The following is a 19,906-nucleotide window of genomic DNA, read 5'->3' on the forward strand; positions in this document are numbered from 1 at the left end:
TCAACCCAGCTTGGCCAGGTCTTCGTCGCTGATGTCTTCGTTCGAGTAGACGTTCTGGACGTCGTCATCGTCGTCCAGCAGGTCGAGCAGCTTCATCAGCGTGGCCACCGAGTCGCCAGTGACCGGAACCTGCATCTTCGGACGCCAGGCGATCTTGGTGTTGCCGGCCGGGCCGAACTTGGCCTCCAGGGCGGCGGCCACTTCGTTCAGGCTCTCGAAGGCGGTGTAGATGGTGTGGCCTTCGCCTTCCTCGTCCATGTCCGAGGTGACGTCGTCGGCGCCGGCCTCGATGGCGGCTTCCATCATGTCGTCTTCCGACGCGGCCTTGGCCGGGTAGGTGATCTGGCCGACGTGATCGAAGTTGAAGGTCACCGAGCCGGTGGCGCCCATATTGCCGCCGATCTTGGTGAAGTAGGACCGGACGTTGGCGGCGGCGCGGTTCTTGTTGTCGGTCAGCACCTCGACGATGATGCCGACGCCGCCGGCGGCGACGCCTTCGTAGCGGATTTCCGAATAGTCGGCCGCATCGCCCATCTGCGACTTCTTGATCGCGCGGTCGATGACGTCCTTGGGCAGGCTTTCGGCCTTGGCGTTGTTCACGGCCAGGCGCAGGCGCGGGTTCATGGCCGGATCGGGCAGGCCGGTCTTGGCCGCGACGGTGATTTCCCGCGACAGCTTGGAGAACAGCTTGGAGCGCGCGGCGTCGGCGCGGCCTTTGCGGTGCATGATGTTCTTGAATTTCGAGTGGCCGGCCATTCGGAGGCTCTGTCTCTGATCTGAAAAGTGGAGTGTGGGCGCTTCTAGCGTCCGAGGGCGGGTTTTGTCACCCCCGAGGGGTATTGCGTAACGCCGATCGTCGATATAGTTAGGCAATAACTTAAGTATCTGGAGCGCCCGATGAGCCTGACGCTGCACGCCCACCCGCTGGCCTCGTTCTGCTGGAAGGTGCTGATCGGCCTCTACGAGAACGACATCGCGTTCGAGAACGTGCTGGTCGATCTGGGCGATCCGGCCGGGCGCGAGGCGTTCCTGAAGCTGTCGCCGATGGGCAAGATGCCGGCCCTGCGCGACGACGCCCGCGACGAGACGGTGATCGAGACCACCGTCATCCTCGACTATCTGGACGCCCACTATCCCGGTCGCGTGCGCTTCACGCCGAGCAATCCGGACTTCGCCTGGCGGATGCGGTTCTGGGACCGGTTCTTCGACAACTACGTCCAGACGCCGATGCAGAAGATCGTCGCCGACCGCCTGCGTCCGCTCGAGGCCAAGGACGGCTTCGGCGTCGACGAGGCCTATGGCCAGCTGGCCCAGGCCTGCGACCGCCTGGAAAGCGTGCTGGCCGACGGCCGCGCCTGGATGTGCGGCGACTTCGGCCTGGCCGACTGCGCGGCGCTGCCGGCGCTGTTCTATGCCGACAAGGTCCAGACCTTCGACGGCCGCTGGCCGCTGTGCCTGTCGTACCTGGAGCGGCTGAAGGACCGGCCGTCGGTGCAGCGCGTGCTGACCGAGGCCGAGCCCTTCTTCAAGTTCTTCCCGGAGGGTTAGGCGACCTCGAGCTGCACATCGACATTGCCACGGGTCGCCTTGGAGTACGGGCAGACCTCGTGGGCGGTGTGCAGCAGCTTCAGCGCGGTCTCGCGGTCCAGCTCCGGCGCATTCAGCTTCAGGCGCACGGCGATGTGGAAGCTGGTCTCGTCCTTGATCAGGTCGACTTCGCTGTCCAGGCTGTGCTCGCCCAGCTTGACGCCGGTGTTGCGCGCGACCAGGCCCAGCGCGCCGAGGAAACAGGCCCCGTAGCCGGCCGCGAACAGCTGCTCGGGGTTGGTGCCGCTGCCGTCACCGCCCAGCGACTTGGGATAGCCCAGCGTCACGTCCAGATGGCCGTCGTCGGTCTTGGCGGTGCCTTGGCGGCCGCCCACGGCGTGGGCCTTGGCGGTGTAGAGGGCGTCGGTCATGGCGGTGTCTCCGTTAGGATGGAGGCGCCATCTGAAGCAGGAGTTGCGACAGCCGCAAGCTGAACCGAAGGTTAGACCTCGGGAATGCTCTGCTGCAGACGCCCGCCCACCCGGATCGGCTCGACGCGGACGGCGAGGCCCGTGCGGTCGTCGGTCTCGACGAACACGCCGCACACCGTCGCCGGACCCGAGGCCGGCTGGTAACGCCCGCCGCTGATCTTGGTGGTGAAGCGGCGCAGCGGCTCGTCCTTCTGGTTGCCGATGACGCTGTCATAGTCGGCGCAGGCGCCGGCGTCGGTCTGGTAGGCGGTGCCGCCCGGCAGGACCTGGCAATCGGCGGTCGGAACGTGGGTGTGGGTGCCCACCACCAGCGAGGCGCGGCCGTCGCAATAGTGGCCCATCGCCATCTTCTCGGACGTGGCCTCGCAGTGCATGTCGACGATCACCGCGTCGGCCACCTGGCCCAGCGGCGCCTTGTCCAGCTCGCGGTCGGCGGCGGCGAACGGGTCGTCCATGGCGTCCATGTGGACGCGGCCCAGCAGATTGACGACGAAGACGGTCTTGCCGCTGTCGGTCTGGAAGAGATGGCTGCCCCGGCCCGGCGCGTCCGACAGGATCGGGTAGTTGGCCGGACGGATCAGGCGCGGCTCGCGGACGATATAGGTCAGGGCCTCGCGCTGGTCCCAGCTGTGATTGCCCAGGGTCAAGCAGTCGGCGCCGGCCTCGAACAGCTCGCGCGCGGTGTTCTCGGTGATGCCGAAGCCGGCCGCCGCGTTCTCGGCGTTGATGATCACGAACTCGAGCCCGAGACGGCGGCGAAGATCGGGCAGATGGTCGGCCAGGCCGTCACGGCCCGACTTGCCGACGACATCACCGAAGAAGGCGAAACGCATCGAAAGTCCTTGGTGCGGGCCTCAGCGGCCCATGTCTTTGACGGCCATATACTCTTTTTCGGTGAGAATGGCGTCCAGCCTTTGATCGTGCGGCTCGTGCGGCAGATTTTCCACCTGCTGGCCGCTGTAGGCCAGGCCCAGGACGAAGACGTCGGGCTTGCGCGCCCGCAGGTCCTCCAGCGCCCGATCGTAGTAGCCGCCGCCCTGTCCCAGCCTCAGGCCATCGCTCTGGAAGGCCAGCAGCGGGGCGATCACCAGATCGGGCTCGACCACCGGCGCTTCGGGCGGGGGGCTGCGCAGGCCGATGGCGTCGTGGACCAGAGCCGTCGCACGGTCCCAGCGCCGGAACACCATCTCGCCATCGTCCTTGTCCAGCACCGCCGGCAGCGCCAGGACCCAGCCGGCCTCCGCCATCTGGTCGGCCAGGATGCGCGGCGACACCTCCGAGCCCAGGCCGTGATAGAGGGCTGCGATCTTGCCTTCGGGGCTGGGGAACAGCCTGGCCAGCGGTTCGCGGGCCACATCGGCGATCATCCAGTCGGCTTCGGGATGTTCGAGCGCCAGCTGCTTGCGCTGGTTCCGCAGGAAGACGCGCAGCGCGATCTTGGCCGCGAGGGGGTCGGCGATGGTCATCGACCGCTTATAGGGGAGAAAGGTGGCGGCGCCGCGAAGAACCGTGAAGACGTTTCAATCCACTCGAACCTGTCAGTAACAGGTGGGCCCCGTATTCCCGCAGCCACGGCCACGGGAGGGAACAGGTCCCGATAGAGAGATTAAGGTCCCTGGGATAAGAAATCTTCGACGAGAGCCACAGCATGACCCGCCACTGATCAAGATAGGGGTTCGGAGGGCGGATTGCTAGCGGCGCGGTGACGCGGTGACGCGGTGACGCGGACGCGGTATGCAACCTTCATACCGCCTGCTACTGTGGCGACGGAGGCTCTCATGACCACAGTCAGCAAGCGCACTGTCAGTCTGCCCGCCGAGCAGTCTCGTTATATCGATGACCTGGTTGCGGCCGGAACCTATGCGTCCGCCAGCGAGGTCGTGCGCGCTGGTGTTCGCGCTTTGCAGGAACGGGACGCGGCCGTGGAACGTTGGCTGCGTGAGGATGTAGCGCCGGTCTACGACGCGATGCTGGACGATCCTAACCGGGCGATCGACGCCAAGGATGTGATGGCCTCGATCCGCGCCCATCACGCCGAGCGCCTGAAGACCAAACCGTGACCAGAACGGTCGTCTATTCGCCAGAAGCGCTCGACGACCTTCACGACCTGTATGACTGCATCGCCGATCGAGGCGCGCCCAACGCAGCCATGGCGTATGTCACACGCCTCGATGACCGATGCGCCAGCCTAGCGAGCTTTCCGGAACAGGGTGTCCGTCGTGACGATATCCGACCGGGACTGAGACTGCTCGGCTTCGAGCGACGCAGCGCGATCGCGTTTAGCGTCACGGCAAAGGCGATCGTGATTATCAGGATCTTCCACGGCGGACAAAACGTCGACGCCGCTTTCGCCGACTGACTTACTCCGCCGCCAGCTTCTCGATCTTCTCGGCCGCCGCATCCAGCGCGCGGATGGCGGCGATCTCGGCCTTGGTGCCTTCCTGGTTCAGGCGGCTGATCTCGGCGTTGGCGTGGGCCAGGCGAAGCTTCATGTCCGACAGCTCGTCGGCCAGCAGCAGGGCGCCCATCAGGAAGAGCCGGGTCTCGCCCAGCTGGCCGACGTCGCTGCTGACTTGGCGGACCTGACGATCGAACAGGCGGGCCAGCTCGGTCAGGTGCGGCTCCTGGCCGTCCTCGCAGCCGACCATGTAGGGGCGGCCGTTCACATGGATGGTCACCTGGGCCATCGGTCAGCCCTCCTTCGGATCGTCGAACAGATCCCGGTCTTGGTCGGACGGGACGACCTCGTCGTCATGCGCGTGATCGTCATTGGCCACGGCTTCGTCGCCCAGGGCCGAGCGGATCTCGGCGATGGCGCGGCCCAGCGCCGCCGAAGCCTGCTCGCCGGCTTCCTCCAGCGCCTTTTCGCGCTCGCGCGCGGCGTCCAGGTCGGCGATCAGGCGGGCGCGCTCTTGGTCGTCAAACAGGCTCGGCTCGGCCGAGGTCGCGATCGGCGCGGGCGCGCGGACGGGCTCGGCCGCCTTGGCCGCGAGACGCTGCTCAAGCGAGGCCATTGCACGCTCCAAACGGCGCACGGCGAGGTCGAGGGCCGTACCGTCGGCCGGGATCATCGGCAATTTCCAATCATGCAACGCAACATATAGATCGAGCCCGTCTATGCCAGACGCAGGGGCGAGATTTGGGCGATGCCGAGCCCATAGCAGCATTTACGGAAGGCGTGTCAGTTTCTCGGGCTTGACTTCGCGCCTTTCCCCCGCAAAACGCGCCCTTAAATAGGGAACGCCGATCGCATCAGCTCGGCGGCCATAACAGGAGAAAGACCCATGGCTATTCGCGTCGCCATCAACGGCTTCGGCCGCATCGGACGTCTGGTCCTGCGCTCTATCGCCGAGCATGGCCGCCGCGACATCGAGGTCGTCGCGATCAACGACCTGGGTCCGGTCGAAACCAACGCCCACCTCCTGCGCTACGACAGCGTCCACGGCCGCTTCCCCGGCACGGTCACCTCGGGCGAGGACTGGATCGACGTTGGCATGGGCAAGATCAAGGTCACGGCGATCCGCGACCCGAAGGACCTGCCGCACAATGAGCTGAACGTCGACATCGCGTTCGAGTGCACCGGCATCTTCACCGCCCGCGACAAGGCCGCCCTGCACCTGGAAGCCGGCGCCAAGCGCGTGCTGGTCTCGGCTCCGGCCGACGGCGCCGACAAGACCATCGTCTACAAGGTCAACCACGAAACCCTGACCGCCGACGACATCGTCGTCTCGAACGGTTCGTGCACCACCAACGCCCTGGCCCCGGTGGCCAAGGTTCTGCACGACCTGGTCGGCATCGAGCGTGGCTACATGACCACGATCCACAGCTACACCGGCGACCAGCCGACGCTGGACACCATGCACAAGGACCTCTACCGCGCCCGCGCCGCGGCCCTGAGCATGATCCCGACCTCGACCGGCGCCGCCAAGGCCCTGGGCCTGGTTCTGCCGGCCCTGAAGGGCAAGCTGGACGGTTCGTCGATCCGCGTCCCGACCCCGAACGTCTCGGTCATCGACCTTAAGGTCGTGCCGTCGCGCGACACCACGGTGGACGAAGTAAACGCCGCCCTGAAGGCCGCCGCCGACGGCGACATGAAGGGCGTGCTGTTCACGACGACCGATCCGCTGGTCTCGTCGGACCTGAACCACATCGCCGCCAGCTCGACGGCCGCCCTGCCCCAGACGCAAGTCATCGAAGGCAAGCTGGTCCGCGTGCTCAGCTGGTACGACAACGAGTGGGGCTTCGCGACCCGCATGAGCGACACGGCCCTCGAGATGGCCAAGTTCCTCTAAGGACTACAGAGCCCCCGCCCTTCCAAGGACGGGGGTTTTCCTTGGCCTCTCGCTGGGCCGCCCTCGTCCTTCGACAGGCTCAGGATGAGGGCTAGTGTGATGCCTGCTCTCTTGGATCCTCATCCTGAGCTTGTCGAAGGACGAGGATCCAACGCACCGAATTTCAGGATCCTCCCGATGACCTTCCGCACCCTCGACACCGCCGACCTCGCCGGCAAGCGCGCCCTGGTCCGGGTGGACTTCAACGTCCCCGTCGACGGCGGCAAGATCACTGACGACACCCGCCTGCGCGCGGCCCTGCCGACCATCCACTACCTGTCCAAGCAAGGCGCCAAGGTCGTCCTGCTGGCCCACTTCGACCGCCCCAAGGGTAAGGTCGTGCCGGAAATGAGCCTGGGCTTCGTGGCCGAGCCGCTGAGCAAGCTGCTGGAGCAGCCGGTCGCCTTCGCCTCGGACGCCATCGGTCCTGAAGCCGCCAAGGTCGTCGATGGCCTGGAGAACGGCGGCGTCGCCCTGCTGGAGAACGTCCGCTTCCACGCCGGCGAAGAGAGCAACGACGCCGAGTTCGCCAAGGCCCTGGCCGCCAACGGCGACATCTATGTCAACGACGCCTTCAGCGCCGCCCACCGCGCCCACGCCTCGACCGAAGGCCTGGCCAAGCTGCTGCCGGCCTATCCGGGCCTGTCGATGCAGCGCGAGCTGGAAGCCCTGGACGCCGCGTTGGGCAATCCGAAGAAGCCGGTGATCGGCATCGTCGGCGGCTCCAAGGTCTCGACCAAGCTGGATCTCTTGAACAACCTGGTCGCCAAGCTGGATCGCCTGGCGATCGGCGGCGGCATGGCCAACACCTTCCTGTTCGCGCAAGGCCACGACGTCGGCGGCTCGCTCTGCGAAAAGGATCTGGCCGACACCGCCCGCGAAATCATCGCCAAGGCCGACGCCGCCGGCTGCGAACTGCTGCTGCCGGTCGACGTGGTCGTGGCCAAGAAGGTCGCCCCCGGCGTCGAGACCGCCGTCCGTGCGCTGAACGAAGTTCAGGCCGACGACCTGATCCTGGACGCCGGTCCGGAAAGCGCCAAGCGCCTGCTGGCCGCCATGGATTCAAGCATCACGCTGATCTGGAACGGCCCGTTGGGCGTTTTCGAAGTGCCTCCGTTCGATGAAGCGACGGTTTCGGCGGCAAAACACGCTGCATCCCTGGCGAAATCGGGTAAGCTTGTGGCGGTCGCGGGCGGCGGTGATACTGTCGCTGCACTGAACCACGCGGGCGTGTCGGCCGATTTTACTTTCGTCTCGACCGCCGGCGGCGCGTTCCTCGAGTGGATGGAAGGCAAGACGCTTCCGGGCGTCGCCGCACTCGAGGCTTAAAGAGACTTGTCCTGGCGCGGATCATGCAGATCCGCGCCGGACTGACCAATGACTGACCCGGGCAGAGAACGCACAAGCGTCACGGCCCCAAAAACAAGAAACGACCTCAACCTACTTCACGCTTGCAGGAGAGAATTACGTGGCTCGCATCACGCTGCGCCAGCTGTTGGATCATGCCGCCGAGCATGAGTACGGCTTGCCCGCTTTCAACATCAACAACATGGAACAGGGTCTGGCGATCATGGAGGCGGCTGAGGCCGTCAACTCGCCGGTCATCATCCAGGCCTCGCGCGGCGCGCGGAACTACGCCAACGACATCATGCTGGCCAAGATGATCGACGCGCTGGTCGACATCTATCCCAACATTCCGGTCTGCATGCACCAGGACCACGGCAATGGCCCGGCGACCTGCGCCACGGCGATCCAGTACGGCTTCACCTCGGTGATGATGGACGGCTCGCTGATGGAAGACGCCAAGACCCCGGCGACCTACGAGTACAATGTCGACGTCACCCGCAAGGTGGTCCAGATGGCCCACAGCTGCGGCGTCTCGGTCGAGGGTGAGTTGGGCGTTCTGGGCTCGCTGGAGACCGGCATGGGCGAGGCCGAGGATGGCCACGGCTTCGAGGGCAAGCTTTCCCACGACGAGCTGCTGACCGATCCCGACCAGGCGGTCGACTTCGTGCAGGCCACCGGCGTCGACGCCCTGGCCATCGCCATGGGCACGAGCCACGGCGCCTACAAGTTCACGCGCAAGCCGGACGGCGACGTCCTGGCCATGAACGTGATCGAGGAAATCCACCGCCGCCTGCCCAACACCCACCTGGTGATGCACGGCTCGTCCAGCGTTCCGCAGGACCTGCAGGACATCATCAACCAGTACGGCGGAGAGATGCCCCAGACCTGGGGCGTGCCGGTCGAAGAGATCCAGCGCGGCATCAAGCACGGCGTGCGCAAGATCAATGTCGACACCGACAACCGCATGGCCATCACCGGCGCGATCCGCAAGCTGCTGGCCGAGAAGCCGAGCGAGTTTGACCCGCGCGCCTACATGAAGCCGGCCAAGGAAGCCATGCGTAAGGTCTGCCAGGCGCGCTTCGTCGAGTTCGGCTCGGCCGGCCACGCCGACAAGATCAAGGCGCTGTCGACCGCGACCATGGCCAAGCGCTACACGGCCGGCGAGCTGGACGCCAAGTTCGGCGCTGGCGCGGCCAAGGCCGCCGCCGAATAAGGCGCTCTAGAGCTTGAAGACGAAAGGGCCTCCCGGAGCGATCCGGGGGGCCTTTTCTATTCGGCCGCCAGAAAGCGGCGGCGACGGGCGAGCAGCTTGATCGCGCCGGCCCCGATCCCGCCGCTGACCAGCATGGCCAGGGTGAACCAGGGACCGACGAAGGCGTAGGTCCCCTGCCAGCAGTGCAAGCCGTCGACCGTCGCCGCGACGCCCCCACAAAAGAGGCCACAGGCAAAACCGGTTGGCGCGGGTCGCAGCAAGTCGACGTCGCGCAGGCCGAAAACGGTCAGCGCCAGCATCGGGGCGGCGATGACCAGGATGTTGCCCAGGCACACCAGCGCGTTGGGCCAGTGAAGGGTGATCAGCGCGGCCGGGCTCATGGCCGCGTTTTGCACGCCGGCGGCGACCAGCATGCCGACCGCGCCCGCGCCAGCCAGAACCAGCACCGTGACGCCGCCAGGCCGTCCGCGCGCCAGCCAGGTGGCCGCGACCAGGGCGCACAGGGCGACGCCGGCCGGATAGGCGGCCTTGATCCAGAAGAAGGCCTGCCCCGCCGCCTCGGTCAGGTCGGACCGCACGTCCAGCCACAGCAGAATCATCAGCACGCCCGCCAAGGCGCCGGCGCCGCCGATCTCGGCCAGCCGCCAGGGTAGGGTCGCGGTCGACCAGATGGGTGCGCCAAGGCGCTCGCCGCTCGCTCCCGCATCCAGCGGAGCAAGGGTGTCGTCGATCGTCACGCGCCTCTCCCCACAGAGCCGGCTGGCGTTTCAGTGAAGCTTCTCGCGTCTCATTCGCGAAAAGAGGCGGCACTTCATTGGCGGAACGTGGGTTTGTCAATCGACCCTAAGGCGACGATACGAAACGTGATCGTCGCTACTTCTAGGGACATCCGGTCTGCCTACCAACGCAGCGCCCAACGCCCAATCAGCGCGCCCAGGACGGCCAGCGACAGCACGCCGAGGCTGTACCAGAGGGCCACGAAGGTGAAGGTGTTCTCGGCGCAGTGCAGGCCGTAGACCGTGGCCGCGACGCCGCCCGCGAACAGGCCCGTGGCGAAGCCGGCGGCGACGGGCCGGGTCGGGGCCATGCCGCGCACCGCCCACAGGCCCAGGACCAGCATCGGCAGGCCCAGCATCAGGATGTTGCGGCTGCAGACGTGCCACGAGTGGCCGCGCAGCATGTGCAGGGCCATCTGGATGTCGGGGCTCATGATCGCCTGGACAACGCCGGCCAGGGCAAACAGGCCCAATACCGCCCCGCCCAGCATCCAGCCGCGCCGGCCCGAGCCCTCCGGCCGCGACAGGCGCTCGATGGCCAGATAGCCGGCCAGGCCCAGCGCCCCGGTATAGAGCGCCTTCATCCAGAACATGCCGCCGCGCATTGCGAGCATCAGGTCGTGACGGGTGTGCAGCCAGGCCAGCACCAGAACCAGGGCCGCCAGCGCGCCCAGACCGGCGACGATCGCCAGACGCTTGGGCGGCGCGCGCGTCGGACCCGCGTCCTGGGCCAGGGCGTCGATCAGATCATCCGTCCGCACGGCGCATCCTTTCGGCCAGGGCCTTCAGCGCCCGGTGCAGGGCGACCTTGGCGGCGCCTTCGGAAATGCCCGCGCGGGCCCCGGCCTCGGCCAGGCTCAGCCCCGTCAGCTTGACGTCGGAAACCAGGATTCGTTGTTTCTCCGGTAGGCTGGCCAGGGCGCGATCCAGTTCAAGGCCGACGCCAGGGTCGGGCTCGTCGGCGGCCAGAAACTCGATGTGGTCCTCGATCGGCAGGGTCTGGCGGATCTTTCGCCGTCGCCAGTGGTCGATCAGCTTGTAGCGCGCCACCGCATGCGCCCAGGCGGTGAACGACTGGGACGGATCCCAGGTCGACCGCTTGAGATGCACCGCCAGCAGCGTCTCCTGCACAAGATCCTCCACATCGCCGGGCGCGCCGGACATCCGCCGCGCGAAATAGGCGCGAAGCCGAACGCCGAGACCGGCCAGACACTCGCGATAGGCGGCGGCGTCGCCGTCCAGCCCGCGCAGCATCAGCGCCTTCAAACGGGTTTCGGTATCCGTCACGCAAGCCCCTATTCGCGCGCGAGGGGCGGATGGTTACACGCCCGCGCGCCGCGCCGGAACCTGGACCGTGAAACCGCGCCGAAATTTTGTTCGCTGAGCGGTGTAACCTCTCGCGGTGTCGCTTCGTAATTCCCATCGACCGGGCGGCCAGCAGAGCCGCTCCGGCGTGAAACGCCCAAAGGAGAGAACCCCATGAACCGCACCGCTGCCACCGCCGCCCTCGCCGCCGTCCTGGCCCTGTCGGCCGGCGTCTCGATCGCCGCCGCCGACGACCACGGCAAGGCCAAGGGCGACCAGGAAAAGTGCTACGGCGTCGCCAAGGCCGGCGAGAACGACTGCAAGGCCGGCGCTGGCACCTCGTGCGCCGGCACCTCGAAGGTCGACTACCAGGGCGACGCCTGGAAGATGGTCAAGAAGGGCACCTGCGTCACGATCAAGACCCCGACCGGCATGGGTTCGCTGACGCCGAAGATGTAAGGCCAGCTTCCGATCTCCCCGGCGGCGCCGGGGAGATCGGGCTTTGGGAATACCCCCGATGATCACCGCCGGCCTCGGCCTCAAATCCCAGCACTATGACGACGCCCTCGCGCGCGACGCCGAGGGGCTGTGGTTCGAGGTCCATCCCGAGAACTACATGTCGGCCGGCGGACCGCGCCTCGCGGCGCTAGAAGCCATCCGCCAACGCCGGCCGCTGTCGCTGCACGGGGTGGGCCTGTCCCTGGCCGCCGACGCCGATCCGGATCCCGAGCACCTGGCCGCCCTCAAGCGCCTGGTCGACCGGTTCGAGCCCTTCGTGGTGTCCGAGCACCTGGCCTGGTCGACCCATCGTGGCGCGCACCAGCCCGACCTCCTGCCCTTCCCCCGCACCCACGCGGCCCTGGCCCGCATCGCCGCCAATATCGGCCGCATGCAGGACGTCCTGGGTCGCCGTGTGCTGGTCGAAAACCCTTCGCTCTATCTGCCCCTGACCGGCCACGACCTGGACGAGGTCGCGTTCCTCGCCGCCCTGGTCGCCAAGACCGGCTGCGGCCTGCTGGTCGACGTCAACAACGTCTTCGTCAGCGCCAGCAATCTGGGCTACAGCGCCGAGGCCTATCTGGACGCCCTGCCCGCCGAGGCGGTCGGCGAGATCCACCTGGCCGGCCACGGCGCCGACGCCGGCGGCTCGCCCTTGCTCATCGACACCCATGGCGCGCCGGTGGCCGAGCCCGTCTGGGTGCTCTATCGCCGCCTGATCCGCCGCATCGGCCCGCGCCCCACGCTGATCGAGCGCGACGACGACATTCCCGCCTTCCAAGTGCTGATGGCTGAGCGCGATCGCGCCGCCGCCGAGCTCGCCGCGCTGGAGACCGTCCATGCCTGAGCTGCTGGATTTCCAGGACGCCTTCGTCGCCGCCCTCGCTGGCAGCCCCTCGGCCCTGTCGCCCTGGCTCGCGCCCGGCGAGGGTCAGGCCGGCCTCTCCGTCTACCGTAACACCATCGCCAAGGGCTGCGTCGACGCCCTGGCCGCCAACTTCCCGACCGTGCATTCGATGGTCGGCGAGGACTGGTTCCGCGCCGCCGCCGCCCTGTTCGCCCGCGAGGCCCCGCCGGCCAGCGCCGCCCTGCTGGACTATGGCGAGGCCTTCCCGGCCTGGCTGGAGCGCTTCCCGCCCGCCGACGACACACCGTACCTGGCCGGGATCGCCCACCTGGACCGCCTGTGGACCGAGTGCCTGTTCGCCGCCGAGGCGGAGGTTCTGACGGCCGAAGCGCTCGCGGCCCTGACGCCCGATGTCCTGGCCGACACAAACCTGCCCCTGCACCCCAGCGTCCGCTTCGCCAGCTTCGAGGCCGGCCTGCCCGGCCTGTGGATCGCCGTCCGCGAGGGCCGCGAGGACCTTGAGCTGTTGGATCAGGCGCAGACCCTGCTGCTGGTCCGCCAGGGCGGCGCTGTCGCCGCTCGCGTCATCGGCAGCACCGAAGTCGCCTTCCTGCGCGCCTGCCGCGACGGCCTCACCTCGGCGCAGGCCGCCCAGCGCGTCTTCGAGGCCGATCCCGCCGCCAACCTGGCGTCACTGTTCGCCGTCCTGATCTCCGAGGGAGTCTTCACTTCATGACCGCGCTCTCGCTCCGCGCCCCGTTCGACGCCTTCGCCCAGACCGCTCGCAAGCTGCTGAGCGAAGACGTGCTGGCCCTGGTCACCCGCTTCGGCGTGGCGGCGATCTTCTTCCAGTCGGGCCGCACCAAGGTCGATGGCTTGCTGCACATCACCGACGGGACCTACGCCCTGTTCGAGAGCGAGTACCACGTGCCCCTGCTGCCGCCGGTCGTGGCGGCGCATGCGGCGACCTATGCCGAGCACCTGTTCTCGGTGCTGCTGGTGCTGGGACTGTTCACGCGTCTGTCCGCGCTCGCATTCCTGGGCATGACCGCGGTGATCGAGATCTTCGTCTATCCCGACGCCTGGCCGACCCACCTGTCGTGGGCGGGCCTCTTGCTCTTCCTGATCGCGCGCGGCGGTGGGACCTTCAGCCTGGATCGCCTGCTGAAGATCCCCTGAGCCGTCCTAATGGATAGTCGGAACGCGCGGGACCAGCGGGCGCCGCCACAGCTGCGCCGTCAGGGCGTTGGCGATGCCGACCCAGCCAAGGTCCGGGGCCACGCCGCCGCCGACCTTGCGGGCCTCCAGGGCATAGGCCGCCGAGGCCGCCAGCGAGGCCGTGGCCGCGCCCAGTTGGCCGCCGACACGGCGCGCGCCCAGGCCCAGCCACAGGGCGTTGAAGCCCTGCACCAGGCTCCAGATGGTCAGGGCGCGGGTGCGAGCGGGGCTGGACGGCGCGTTCCAGGTGCGCAGGCCCGACAGGGTCATGGCGATGAACAGCGGCGGCAGCAGCAGGCTGGTCAGCGGCTTGGGCTGGTGGGCCACCGGCTCGTGCATCTCGGCGAACTCGACCGCGTACATCTCGTCGTCCAGCACGGCTTCGTGACGACGGCCCATCATCAGGGCGGCGAAGATCGCGCCGCCAGCCAGGGCCGCGCCCAGGGCGATCTGCGCCGCGGGGTGAACGCCAGCCTCCCGCTGATCGAGCTGGAACGCTTCGCGACCGGCCAGGGCGCGCTCGCGCGACTTTCCGTTGGCGATATGCATGGCGGGACTCCCTCGTGAACTCGCAAGGTCAAACAGCCCAGCTGAGCCTTGGTTCCAGCTTCAGCGGGGCCTGATCCGCATGATGGCCTGATCCTCGCGCGGCGCCACCCGAAAACGCCCCTGGCGTGTCGGGAGGCCGACTCCGCGAGGTGCAACCCTGACTCGATCTATCCTAAAGTCTCGTGCGACCGGATGACGCGTTAAGGAAAACGACGAGTTTAGACTTTGGCATCATGTTGCTGTTTTCATTTGCCTTTTGGAGACACCCGATCTTTTGACATTCAACCGAGAGCTTCACCGCGTTAAGGCTCTTTTGAGTTTCGCAGCGCAACTTTTCGCCGAAGCGTGAGATGCAGGCGTCGCCAAGGTGGTGACCTCACGCGACAGGGAAAACGCCGATGTCCTTCTTCCGGGCGCGCCAGGACGACAGCAAGGCCACGAGCCAGATCGCCGAGATGGAGGCGATCATCGCCGCTATTCACCGCAGCCAGGCGGTAATCGAGTTCAATCTCGACGGCACGATCATCACGGCCAACGACAACTTCCTGAAGACGCTGGGTTACGGCCTCTCGGAAATCCAGGGTCGGCACCACAGCCTATTCGTCGAGGACGACTACGCCAAGAGCGGCGAATACCGCGACTTTTGGCGCCGACTGAACAGCGGCGAGTTCTTCTCCGACAAGTTCAAGCGCGTGGGCAAGGGCGGCAAGGAGATCTGGATCCAGGCCTCCTACAACCCGCTGTTCGACAAGAACGGCAAGCCGGTGAAGGTGATCAAGTTCGCCTCCGACATCACGGCCGTCGAGCTGGAACGCGCCGCCGCCGAGGCCGCCCGCAAGAAGGCCGACCAGGACAACACTGTCGTCACCGTGCTGGCCGACGGCCTGGGCCGCCTGGCCCGCGGCGACGTCAGCGAGCACATCGAAGCGGCGATGGATCCGCGCTACCAGCAGGTCAAGGACGACTTCAACACCGCCATCGACTGCCTGCGCGACACGGTCTCGACCATCGTCCAGCGCACCGGCAGCATGCAGGCCGGCATCGACGAGGTGTCCTACGCCTCGGACGACCTGTCGCGCCGCACCGAACAACAGGCCGCCAGCCTGGAAGAGACCGCCGCCGCCCTCGACGAGATCACCGCCACGGTGGTGCGCAGCGCCGAGGGCGCCAAGCGCGCTTCGGCCGCCGCCTCGGCCGCCCGCGTCGACGCCGGCCGCTCCGGCGAGGTCGTCCAGCAGGCCATCACGGCCATGGGCGAGATCGAGAAGTCCTCGGCCCAGATCGGCAACATCATCGGGGTGATCGACGAGATCGCCTTCCAGACCAACCTGCTGGCTTTGAACGCCGGCGTCGAGGCTGCGCGAGCGGGTGAAGCCGGTCGCGGCTTCGCGGTCGTCGCCCAGGAAGTGCGGGCCCTGGCTCAGCGCTCGGCCGATGCGGCCAAGGAGATCAAGACCCTGATCGCCAACTCGACCGCCCAGGTCGATCGCGGCGTGAAGCTGGTCGGCGAAAGCGGCGCCTCGCTGGACGGCATCGTCAGCAAGGTCGGCGAGATCGACGGCTTGATCAGCGAGATCGCCCGTTCGGCCCAGGAACAGGCCACCGGCCTCAACCAGGTCAACAGCGCCGTCAACCAGATGGACCAGGTGACCCAGCAGAACGCGGCCATGGTGGAAGAGACCACCGCCGCCGCCGCCAACCTGCGCACCGAGGCCCACGAACTGACGCACCTGATGACGCGCTTCAAGACCGGCCAAGCCGCCGCGCCGATCGCCGCCCAACGTCGTCCGGGCGCCCGCGCGGCCTAGACCTCGCCTGCCCGGCGGGCCAGCATGGCGGCGTGACCGTCGCCATTCGCCCTGCCCTGTCCTCCGAGATCGAGGCCGTTCGAGAGATCGAGCGGGCCTCGGCTCAGCGTTTCATCGGCCTGATGGACGCCCTGGCCGCCGACGAGCCTTCGCCGGCGTCGGTGCTGGCCGACCGCATCGCGTCGGGCGGCCTGCTGGTCGCGGATGTCGAAGGCCAGGTCGCCGCCTTCGTGATGTTCCGCCCCGTCGGCGACAGTCTCTACATCGAGCAGATCGACGTCCTGCCGGCCTTCGAGCGCCGACGTATCGGCGCGGCCCTGATCGACGCCGTAGGCGCACGAACGGTGCGCCTGACGCTGTCGACCTTCCGCGACGTGCCGTGGAACGCGCCCTACTATCGGCGGCTGGGCTTCCTCGACATCGACGACCAAAAATTAGCGCCGGACCTCCTGGAGATCCGGCGCGAACATCTGGCGCGCGGACTGGATGAGACCGCCCGCGTCTTTATGGAGCGGCCGGTTTAGGCCGGCAGTTCGCCCATGGCCGACTGCAGGTAGTTCTGCTCGCCCAGCGACTTGACCAGGCCGATCTGCATTTCCAGGAAGTCGATGTGCTCCTCGGTGTCGCTGAGGATCACGCGCAGCAGCTCGCGGCTGACATAGTCGCGGGCCTGTTCGCACTGGACGATGCCCGGGATCAGGGTCTCGCGGCCGCCGATCTCGACCTGCAGGTCGCTGTTCAGGCATTCCGGAACAGTCTCGCCGATCTTGAGCTTGTGCAGGTCCTGCAGGTTGGGCAGGCCTTCCAGGAACAGGATGCGGTTGATCAGCATGTCGGCGTGCTTCATCTCGCCGATCGATTCGTCGTAGGTGATCTTGCCGAGGCGCTTGAAGCCCCAGTTGTCGTACATCCGCGCGTGCAGGAAGTACTGGTTGACCGCCGTCAGCTCGTTGGTGAGCACCGCGTTGAGCAGTCGGATGATGCTGGGATCGCCCTGCATGGCGGCCTCCTTAAGGTTCGGATCTCGGCGGGAACCTGGGGCAAGCCGAAACGGGCTTCAACCTGAATGTGTGCGAGTGTTTCGCGCTCTCACAGAAATCTGTGCGAGTGCCTCGCGATAGCTGAATTTATTGGCTTTTTGCCGATTACTCGGCCGCGAATGCAAGCGCTTCGCGATTGTCCTGGATCATCTGGCGCATTTCGCAGACGCACTTGGCGCACTGAGCCTGGCAACCCTTGGAACGGAAGATGTCGGCCGGCCGGCTGGCGCCAGCGTCGATGGCGGCGCGCACTTCGCGCTCGCGGATGCCGTTACAGTTACAGACGTACAAGGTACGAACGCCCTACCCGGTTTGATTGTCATTCTCATCTAGCCGGTCCCGACGGACTTTGCAACTGACTCTCACTCTGGTTAGCAGCGACCAGGTGTCGCAAGCGTCCTGAAATTGGCATAAAGGCCGCCTCATGACGCTTCCCTGCCGCCTCTATCTGATCACCCCGCCCGCCCTGGACGACCTGGCCGGCTTTGGCCGCCAGCTGGCCAAGGCCCTGGAAGGCGGCGACGTGGCCGCCCTGCAGATCCGCCTGAAGGACGTCCCCGACGACGTGATCAAGGCGGCGGTCGACGTGCTGGGTCCGATCGCCCAGGCCCATGATGTGGCGGTGATCCTGAACGACCGCCCCGACCTGGCCGCCCGCCTGCCGGTCGACGGCGTGCATGTCGGCCAGAGCGACATGGCCTATCGCGACGCCCGCAAGCTGATGGGCGAGCGCATGGTCGGCGTCACCTGTCACGACAGCCGCCACCTGGCCATGGAGGCCGCCGAGGCCGGCGCCGACTACGTCGCCTTCGGGGCCTTCTTCCCGACCTCGACCAAGGACGCCCCGACCACCGCCGAGCCCGACATCCTGACCATCTGGCAGGAGACGATGGAGGTCCCGTGCGTGGCCATCGGCGGCATCACCGCCGCCAATGCCGCGCCCCTGGCCACGGCTGGCGCCGACTTCCTGGCCGTCTCGGCCGGGGTCTGGGCGCATCCGCAGGGCCCCGATGCGGCTGTCGCGGCCTTGAATGCGGCTATCGCCGAGGGTCTCGCCGCGCGCTGAGCTTCGAATAACAGTGATATTGTGACGCACTGCACACAGGCATAGCGTCTTCCCCAGCGAACAACAGGTAAGGGGGAGACGCTGACATGAAGCGACTCGTGGTGTGTTTGCTTAGCGTACCGGTCCTGGCGTTTTCCGGCGCCGCGACCGCTGAGACCTGGAAGCTGGCTCCGGGCGAGACCAAGACCTACTACGACGCGGACTTCACCCGCGTCGACCAGACCAGCGGCCTGATCGTCACCCGCATCGCCGAGGGCAAGGCCAACGGCGCCTATCGGAACTGGCCGGCCAGCAAGGGACCGATCCTGGTCTTCGCGCTGGACTGCGCGGCCGACAAGTGGATGGACCTTGGCATGGACTTCGACGGCACCAAGGGCCTGCCCAAGGGCTGGCGCAAGGAAGCCAAGATCGAGGACATCTCCGGCGCCGTCGGCAAGGCCGGCAAGTTGGCCTGCGAGAGCAAGGACACCCTGCCGAAGGCGGAGTTGCCCTAGGTCAGGCGTCAAGCCCGGAGAGCTTCTCCGGGTTGCGCATCGTGTAGACGGCGCTGATGCGGCCGTTCTCGATTTCCAGGCTCATGGTCTGGAAGACGACGCCGTTTGACGCCAGCACCAGGCCCGGCTGGCCGTTGACGCGCGCCAGGCGGACGGTCGTGTCGGCCGGCGGCGGGAACTTGCGCCGGATGCCCTGCAGCATGGCTACCAGCTTGGTCGCGCCATAGATCGGATTGAGGTTGGCGTTGGCCTTGCCGCCGCCGTCGGCGTGCCAGACCACGTCCTCGGCCAGCAGATCGCGCAGCGCGACCTCGTCGCCGGTCACCAGGGCCTGGAAGAAGGCCGTGGTCAGCTTGCGCTCCTCGTCGGCGCTGGGCGTATAGCGCGGCCGGTCGCGCCGCACGTGCTCGCGGGCCCGCGAGGCCAGTTGGCGGCAAGCCGTCTCGCTCCGCCCCAACACGCCGGCGATCTCGGCGAAGGGCGTGTCGAAAACGTCGTGCAGCAGGAACGCCGCCCGCTCCAGCGGGGTCAGCCGCTCCAGCGCCAGCAGGAAGGCCACCGACAGGTCGGCGTCGCCGCCGGCCTCGAAGTCGGGCTCGACCACAGGCTCGGGCAGCCACTCGCCGATATAGACCTCGCGGCGGGCGCGGGCCGACTTCAGGCGGTCCAGGGCCAGGCGCGTGACCACGCGGTTCAGATAGGCGCCGGGCTCTTCAACCGTCTCGGCATCGACCTTGCGCCAGCGCAGCCAGGCGTCCTGCACCACGTCCTCGGCCTCGGCGCGCGAGCCCAGCATGCGGTAGGCCAGGCCGGTCATGGCCGAGCGTCGCCCTTCGAAGATCGCATCAGCCGCCGTCATGAGCGCACCGCCACCGCCTCTCCGCCCACCTCGACCCGCGAGCAGGCCTTGCCGTGTCCCATCGCGTACTTGACCGTGGGATAGACCCGCGCCGAGGCGATGGCGAGCGCGATCGCCGACAGCCCCTTGGGACCCCAGCGCTCCAGCACGTCGTCGCGCAGGGCGTCCGAGCGTTCCAGGTCGCGGGCCAGCGAGGCCTTGGCGAAGCGCCAGGCCAGGCTGGCGTCCGGTCCCATCAGGACGTGGTCGCCGGTCAGGATCCCCCGCAGCACCTCGGCCGCCACGTGATTCTCCTCGGCGATCCTCACGCCGATCTGGACGCAGGGACCGCAGTCCTCGCTCATCGTGGCGACCAGCCCCGCCGCCGACAGGGCCGCGGCCGGCGCGCCCTCGCGATAGCCCGACAGGGTCCGCACGCCCTGGAAGGCCCGCGCTGCCTTCGGGCTGGCCTCCAGCAGGTCGCGGATATAGGTCGCGTCGTAGTCGTAGCGCTTCTCGAACCGGCCAATGGCGGCCGCGATGATCGCCTTCATCATC

28 protein-coding genes and 1 other RNA gene are annotated in these 19,906 nt (G+C 67.4%); 14 read left to right on the plus strand and 15 right to left on the minus strand.

All coding sequences use genetic code 11. From position 1 onward, the window contains the following. Entirely contained in the window at nt 1–756 is a 756-nt protein-coding gene (locus tag AC07NF_RS21165) for a YebC/PmpR family DNA-binding transcriptional regulator (RefSeq protein WP_494627472.1), read from the minus strand. A 141-nt stretch (nt 757–897) separates the two neighbouring features. Here AC07NF_RS21165 and AC07NF_RS21170 point away from each other — a divergent pair, with 141 nt between their 5' ends. Further along, nucleotides 898–1,548, plus strand: coding sequence for a glutathione S-transferase family protein (locus AC07NF_RS21170; RefSeq protein ID WP_494627470.1), 651 nt, complete (start codon nt 898–900; stop codon nt 1,546–1,548). On the opposite strand, the gene AC07NF_RS21175 is transcribed toward AC07NF_RS21170, so the two are convergent. The 4 genes from AC07NF_RS21175 to ssrS all read right to left on the minus strand — a co-directional run bounded on the left by AC07NF_RS21175 (nt 1,545) and on the right by ssrS (nt 3,671). Beyond that, nucleotides 1,545–1,958 (minus strand): organic hydroperoxide resistance protein, encoded by a 414-nt coding sequence (locus AC07NF_RS21175; RefSeq protein WP_454717853.1) that lies wholly within the window; start codon nt 1,956–1,958, stop codon nt 1,545–1,547. The two genes, AC07NF_RS21170 and AC07NF_RS21175, sit on opposite strands and share 4 nt — an antisense overlap. A gap of 71 nt (nt 1,959–2,029) precedes the next feature. After that, nucleotides 2,030–2,851, minus strand: coding sequence for a TIGR00282 family metallophosphoesterase (locus AC07NF_RS21180; RefSeq protein ID WP_494627468.1), 822 nt, complete (start codon nt 2,849–2,851; stop codon nt 2,030–2,032). 21 nt (nt 2,852–2,872) lie between these two features. Then, a complete protein-coding gene (locus tag AC07NF_RS21185) occupies nt 2,873–3,484 on the minus strand; it encodes a 5-formyltetrahydrofolate cyclo-ligase (RefSeq protein WP_494627466.1) in 612 nt (203 codons plus the stop codon). A 24-nt stretch (nt 3,485–3,508) separates the two neighbouring features. Next, nucleotides 3,509–3,671, minus strand: a non-coding RNA gene (ssrS, locus tag AC07NF_RS21190) — 6S RNA. A gap of 125 nt (nt 3,672–3,796) precedes the next feature. On the opposite strand from ssrS, the gene AC07NF_RS21195 reads away from it, so the two are divergent. Both AC07NF_RS21195 and AC07NF_RS21200 read left to right on the plus strand, forming a co-directional pair. Continuing rightward, entirely contained in the window at nt 3,797–4,078 is a 282-nt protein-coding gene (locus AC07NF_RS21195) for a type II toxin-antitoxin system ParD family antitoxin (RefSeq protein ID WP_492815370.1), read from the plus strand. Further along, complete coding sequence (locus AC07NF_RS21200; protein ID WP_494627463.1) at nt 4,075–4,377, plus strand: type II toxin-antitoxin system RelE/ParE family toxin; 303 nt, start codon at nt 4,075–4,077, stop codon at nt 4,375–4,377. The genes AC07NF_RS21195 and AC07NF_RS21200 overlap by 4 nt, the downstream gene beginning before the upstream one ends. A 1-nt stretch (nt 4,378) precedes the next feature. On the opposite strand, the gene AC07NF_RS21205 is transcribed toward AC07NF_RS21200, so the two are convergent. Together AC07NF_RS21205 and AC07NF_RS21210 are read right to left on the minus strand one after the other, a co-directional pair. Further along, nucleotides 4,379–4,705, minus strand: a complete 327-nt coding sequence (locus tag AC07NF_RS21205; RefSeq protein ID WP_291880144.1) for a cell division protein ZapA — start codon at nt 4,703–4,705, stop codon at nt 4,379–4,381. A gap of 3 nt (nt 4,706–4,708) precedes the next feature. Next, nucleotides 4,709–5,089 (minus strand): DUF4164 family protein, encoded by a 381-nt coding sequence (locus AC07NF_RS21210; protein WP_494627461.1) that lies wholly within the window; start codon nt 5,087–5,089, stop codon nt 4,709–4,711. A 213-nt stretch (nt 5,090–5,302) separates the two neighbouring features. Here AC07NF_RS21210 and gap point away from each other — a divergent pair, with 213 nt between their 5' ends. From gap to fba, 3 genes are all read left to right on the plus strand, one after another. After that, entirely contained in the window at nt 5,303–6,310 is a 1,008-nt protein-coding gene (gene gap, locus AC07NF_RS21215) for a type I glyceraldehyde-3-phosphate dehydrogenase (protein ID WP_494627459.1), read from the plus strand. A 177-nt stretch (nt 6,311–6,487) separates the two neighbouring features. Next, complete coding sequence (locus tag AC07NF_RS21220) at nt 6,488–7,678, plus strand: phosphoglycerate kinase (protein WP_494627455.1); 1,191 nt, start codon at nt 6,488–6,490, stop codon at nt 7,676–7,678. Between the two features lie 139 nt (nt 7,679–7,817). Then, nucleotides 7,818–8,909, plus strand: coding sequence for a class II fructose-bisphosphate aldolase (gene fba, locus AC07NF_RS21225; protein WP_494627453.1), 1,092 nt, complete (start codon nt 7,818–7,820; stop codon nt 8,907–8,909). 56 nt (nt 8,910–8,965) lie between these two features. Here the strand turns inward: fba and AC07NF_RS21230 are convergent, their stop codons facing one another. From AC07NF_RS21230 to AC07NF_RS21240, 3 genes are all read right to left on the minus strand, one after another. Beyond that, the gene (locus AC07NF_RS21230; RefSeq protein WP_494627451.1) at nt 8,966–9,646 is read right to left on the minus strand and encodes a DUF1109 domain-containing protein; all 681 of its coding nucleotides are present in this window, start codon (nt 9,644–9,646) and stop codon (nt 8,966–8,968) included. A gap of 161 nt (nt 9,647–9,807) precedes the next feature. Beyond that, nucleotides 9,808–10,446: an anti-sigma-F factor NrsF gene (gene nrsF, locus AC07NF_RS21235; RefSeq protein ID WP_494627449.1), complete on the minus strand. Its 639-nt coding sequence runs from the start codon at nt 10,444–10,446 to the stop codon at nt 9,808–9,810. Continuing rightward, the gene (locus AC07NF_RS21240) at nt 10,433–10,972 is read right to left on the minus strand and encodes a sigma-70 family RNA polymerase sigma factor (RefSeq protein WP_494627447.1); all 540 of its coding nucleotides are present in this window, start codon (nt 10,970–10,972) and stop codon (nt 10,433–10,435) included. The genes nrsF and AC07NF_RS21240 overlap by 14 nt, the downstream gene beginning before the upstream one ends. Nucleotides 10,973–11,164: 192 nt before the next feature. On the opposite strand from AC07NF_RS21240, the gene AC07NF_RS21245 reads away from it, so the two are divergent. Genes AC07NF_RS21245 through AC07NF_RS21260 form a run of 4 tightly spaced genes read left to right on the plus strand, consistent with a single transcriptional unit; the run spans nt 11,165 to nt 13,514 of the window. Continuing rightward, a complete protein-coding gene (locus AC07NF_RS21245; protein WP_492815379.1) occupies nt 11,165–11,449 on the plus strand; it encodes a BufA1 family periplasmic bufferin-type metallophore in 285 nt (94 codons plus the stop codon). A 58-nt stretch (nt 11,450–11,507) separates the two neighbouring features. Continuing rightward, on the plus strand, nt 11,508–12,335 hold the full coding sequence (bufB, locus tag AC07NF_RS21250) for an MNIO family bufferin maturase (RefSeq protein WP_494627445.1): 828 nt from the start codon (nt 11,508–11,510) through the stop codon (nt 12,333–12,335). After that, nucleotides 12,328–13,071, plus strand: coding sequence for an HvfC/BufC family peptide modification chaperone (locus AC07NF_RS21255; protein ID WP_494627442.1), 744 nt, complete (start codon nt 12,328–12,330; stop codon nt 13,069–13,071). The genes bufB and AC07NF_RS21255 overlap by 8 nt, the downstream gene beginning before the upstream one ends. After that, nucleotides 13,068–13,514 (plus strand): DoxX family protein, encoded by a 447-nt coding sequence (locus AC07NF_RS21260; protein WP_494627440.1) that lies wholly within the window; start codon nt 13,068–13,070, stop codon nt 13,512–13,514. Before AC07NF_RS21255 ends, AC07NF_RS21260 begins: the two co-directional genes overlap by 4 nt. A gap of 6 nt (nt 13,515–13,520) precedes the next feature. On the opposite strand, the gene AC07NF_RS21265 is transcribed toward AC07NF_RS21260, so the two are convergent. Beyond that, on the minus strand, nt 13,521–14,102 hold the full coding sequence (locus AC07NF_RS21265; protein WP_494627438.1) for a tryptophan-rich sensory protein: 582 nt from the start codon (nt 14,100–14,102) through the stop codon (nt 13,521–13,523). 398 nt (nt 14,103–14,500) lie between these two features. On the opposite strand from AC07NF_RS21265, the gene AC07NF_RS21270 reads away from it, so the two are divergent. Beyond that, complete coding sequence (locus tag AC07NF_RS21270) at nt 14,501–15,910, plus strand: methyl-accepting chemotaxis protein (protein ID WP_492815384.1); 1,410 nt, start codon at nt 14,501–14,503, stop codon at nt 15,908–15,910. 32 nt (nt 15,911–15,942) lie between these two features. Next, nucleotides 15,943–16,434, plus strand: coding sequence for a GNAT family N-acetyltransferase (locus AC07NF_RS21275; protein ID WP_494627436.1), 492 nt, complete (start codon nt 15,943–15,945; stop codon nt 16,432–16,434). Here AC07NF_RS21275 and bfr read toward each other — a convergent pair. After that, complete coding sequence (bfr, locus tag AC07NF_RS21280; protein WP_494627434.1) at nt 16,431–16,910, minus strand: bacterioferritin; 480 nt, start codon at nt 16,908–16,910, stop codon at nt 16,431–16,433. The genes AC07NF_RS21275 and bfr overlap by 4 nt on opposite strands. 145 nt (nt 16,911–17,055) lie before the next feature. Then, a complete protein-coding gene (locus tag AC07NF_RS21285) occupies nt 17,056–17,241 on the minus strand; it encodes a (2Fe-2S)-binding protein (RefSeq protein ID WP_454717874.1) in 186 nt (61 codons plus the stop codon). A 133-nt stretch (nt 17,242–17,374) separates the two neighbouring features. Between AC07NF_RS21285 and thiE the strand changes: the two genes are divergently transcribed. Both thiE and AC07NF_RS21295 read left to right on the plus strand, forming a co-directional pair. Next, the gene (thiE, locus tag AC07NF_RS21290) at nt 17,375–18,016 is read left to right on the plus strand and encodes a thiamine phosphate synthase (protein WP_492815386.1); all 642 of its coding nucleotides are present in this window, start codon (nt 17,375–17,377) and stop codon (nt 18,014–18,016) included. An 86-nt stretch (nt 18,017–18,102) separates the two neighbouring features. Continuing rightward, entirely contained in the window at nt 18,103–18,510 is a 408-nt protein-coding gene (locus AC07NF_RS21295) for a hypothetical protein (RefSeq protein WP_492815387.1), read from the plus strand. A 1-nt stretch (nt 18,511) separates the two neighbouring features. Here AC07NF_RS21295 and AC07NF_RS21300 read toward each other — a convergent pair whose 3' ends face one another. Then, on the minus strand, nt 18,512–19,369 hold the full coding sequence (locus AC07NF_RS21300) for a sigma-70 family RNA polymerase sigma factor (RefSeq protein WP_494627430.1): 858 nt from the start codon (nt 19,367–19,369) through the stop codon (nt 18,512–18,514). After that, on the minus strand, nt 19,366–19,905 hold the full coding sequence (locus AC07NF_RS21305) for a hypothetical protein (protein WP_494627428.1): 540 nt from the start codon (nt 19,903–19,905) through the stop codon (nt 19,366–19,368). The genes AC07NF_RS21300 and AC07NF_RS21305 overlap by 4 nt, the downstream gene beginning before the upstream one ends. Nucleotide 19,906 lies beyond the last annotated feature (1 nt).

The organism is Caulobacter sp. GW821-FHT10A06 (genome assembly GCF_059415805.1).